The organism is Corallococcus sp. 4LFB (assembly GCF_046520365.1).
Taxonomy (GTDB): Bacteria; Myxococcota; Myxococcia; order Myxococcales; family Myxococcaceae; genus Corallococcus; species Corallococcus caeni.
The window spans coordinates 1-2,419 of the sequence record NZ_JBKGHJ010000812.1; the positions used below are offsets into that span (position 1 = coordinate 1).

Here is a 2,419-nt window from a genome sequence, read left to right on the forward strand (position 1 = left end):
AGCCCTCGTCCGAGCCGCGCGCGGAGGGAGCCGCGTCCGGAGCCGGGCTCGCGCCGGGCTCGGTGGGCTTCACCGAGGGGAGGCGCGTGGAGTCGCGCTTGGGAGCCGCGGGGGTTGCCTGCGCCGGTGCGCGGGGCGTGGCGGAATCCGGCTGCGGGAAGACCACTTCCGACGTCGACTCCTCTTCGTCGAACGCGGGCTTCGCGGTGGCGGGGACCAGCACGGAGGCCCGTCGCGGAGCGGCTGGCTTCTCGGCACGGGGCTGCGTTGACGCGGAAGCACCCTTCTCCGCTTCGGCACGCTCGGGAGGGATGAGCTCCGAGGTCGACTCTTCGTCGTCGAACGCCGTGGCCGGCGCGCCAGGCACCAGGACCGCGCGGGGAGAACTCCGCTCCGCCGACGCGCGTGCATCCGGGGTCTTCGCGGAAGCGTCGGCCGGACGCGGGAGGATGACTTCCGACGTCGCTTCGTCCGCGTCGAAGCCCTTCGAGGGACCGCCCGGCACCAGCACCGCATCCGGCTGGCGTGGAGGCGTCTTCTTCGGCGTCGATGCGCTCTCGCTGGATGGCTTTGCTTGCGTCCCGGCCGGCTCGGACCGACGCGGGGGGAGGTTCTCCGTCGCCGCTGCGTCCTCGTCGGAGGCCTTCGCCGGCGCCTCAGCCGCCGAGCCGGCCGGACGCGGAAGGAGCATCTCCGACGTGGATTCGTCCTCGTCGAAAGCCTTGGAGGGCGCTCCCGGGACCAGCACCGATACGAGGGGACGCGGCGGCATCCGCTCCGGTGCGGCTTCGTCGTGACTCGCGCTCTTCGAGGATGCCCCCACCACGACGGAGGGTGCTTCCCCGGATGGCTTCCGCGCCGCCGTCGCGGCCTCTTCTTCGAGGGCCTGTGCGGTATCGGCTGGGGATGCCTCTTCGAGCCTCTTGCCGAAGACCTGCGTCGACTCGAACACCGGAGGGGCTTCCGGCGCCTTTTCGAACGCGGAGGCCGCATCGACGGGCGATGTGCTCGGCGTCACAGCCTCTTCTTCAGGCGTCGGTGTCGCCGACGACGCCCCCGGTGCGGCAATGGACTTCTCGCCGGGCGTTTGCGTTGCATCCGACGACGTCGCTTCGGACGCTACCGCCGTGTCCGCGGGCGGTGACGGCGCGTTCGACGTCGCAGCCACGTGCTCGGGAGCCTGTGCCGCGTTGGCTGGCGATGCGACGTGCCCAGGCGCGTGTGCCGCATCCACTGACGACGACGCGCTCGCCGCGGCTTCAACACGCTCAGACGTCCGTGGCGCATCCTCGGCCGACGATACGCTTGGCACCGCGACACCGTGCTCCGGTGCCTGTGGCACGTCGGCGGAAGACGATGCGCGCGATGCCATTTCGGCGCGAGCAGGAGCCTGTGTCTCGTCCGCCAGCAGCAATGCGCTCAACGCCGCGAGGACGTGTTCTGGCACCTCCGCGGACGGCGTTACACCCAGTGCCGTGATGACGTGCCCAGGCACCTCCGTGGCGCTCGCGGACGAATCGCTCGACACCGTAGCGCCGCGCTCAGGCGCCTGGGTCGCCTCCGCGGACACCGATGCGCTCGATACGTCCCCAGCGCTTTCAGGCGCCTGCACCACATCCGATGCGGCGACCCCCGTCGACACCACGACCGCACTCGAAGGTGCCTGCGCCACATCCGGCGCCGCAGTGACGCTCTCGGACTTCGGCGCCACGGCCGCGGACGGCGACGCGCTCAAGGCCGCTTCGTTCTCCGCATCGGTCATCGAAGGCGCGTCGCCGGACGGCAGGACATTCGACGCATCCACCGACGCCGGCACCCCCTCCCTCAGCGGCGACTCACCCGAGGCCCCGGTGCCCTTGTCGCTCAGCGACTGCACGACCTCGGCAGGGCGCGCCGGTTCCGGTGCCTTCTCGCCGGTCCCTTGCGCCACGGACTCCGGCTTCTCAGCGGAGCCTTCAGCCTCGAGCCCCCGTGCCTCCGAAGCCCTGGCACCGGAGTCCACCCCACTCCGTTCCGTCCCCCGCATGTACGGCACGGGCTCCGGAACCGACCTCACCCCCCGCGGCGGCGTCACCCCCCGGGCCTTGCCCGGTCCTTCGTCCTCCCAGGGGAACTCCGGTCCTCGCGACGCCGTCCGTCCCAGCCCGGCCCACTCGCCCAGCGGGACCTGCACCGTGTCGGCTCGCGGAGCCCGCGCTGGCGGCGCCTGCACCACCGGCATCTCCACCACCGTGCTCCCCAGCTCCGGGTCCGACAGCGCCAGCGCGGACACCTCCACGGTCTTCGTCCGGGACTCGTCGTCCTCCGCCGACGGCCGCCGCGACGGCGCTTCCTTCGCCGTCGCACCCGCTCGCGCAGCACGTCCAGCACGAAGCGGGCCCTGGCGTCGTCGGGCGCGTCCATCAGCAGGCCGTTGAGC

1 pseudogene is annotated in these 2,419 nt (G+C 72.2%); it reads right to left on the reverse strand.

Going from position 1 to position 2,419, the window contains the following annotated elements:
- A pseudogene (locus tag ACLEQD_RS41430) lies at positions 1 to 1,930 on the reverse strand (hypothetical protein); the annotation flags it as partial.
- Between the last annotated feature and the right edge of the window lie 489 nt (positions 1,931 to 2,419).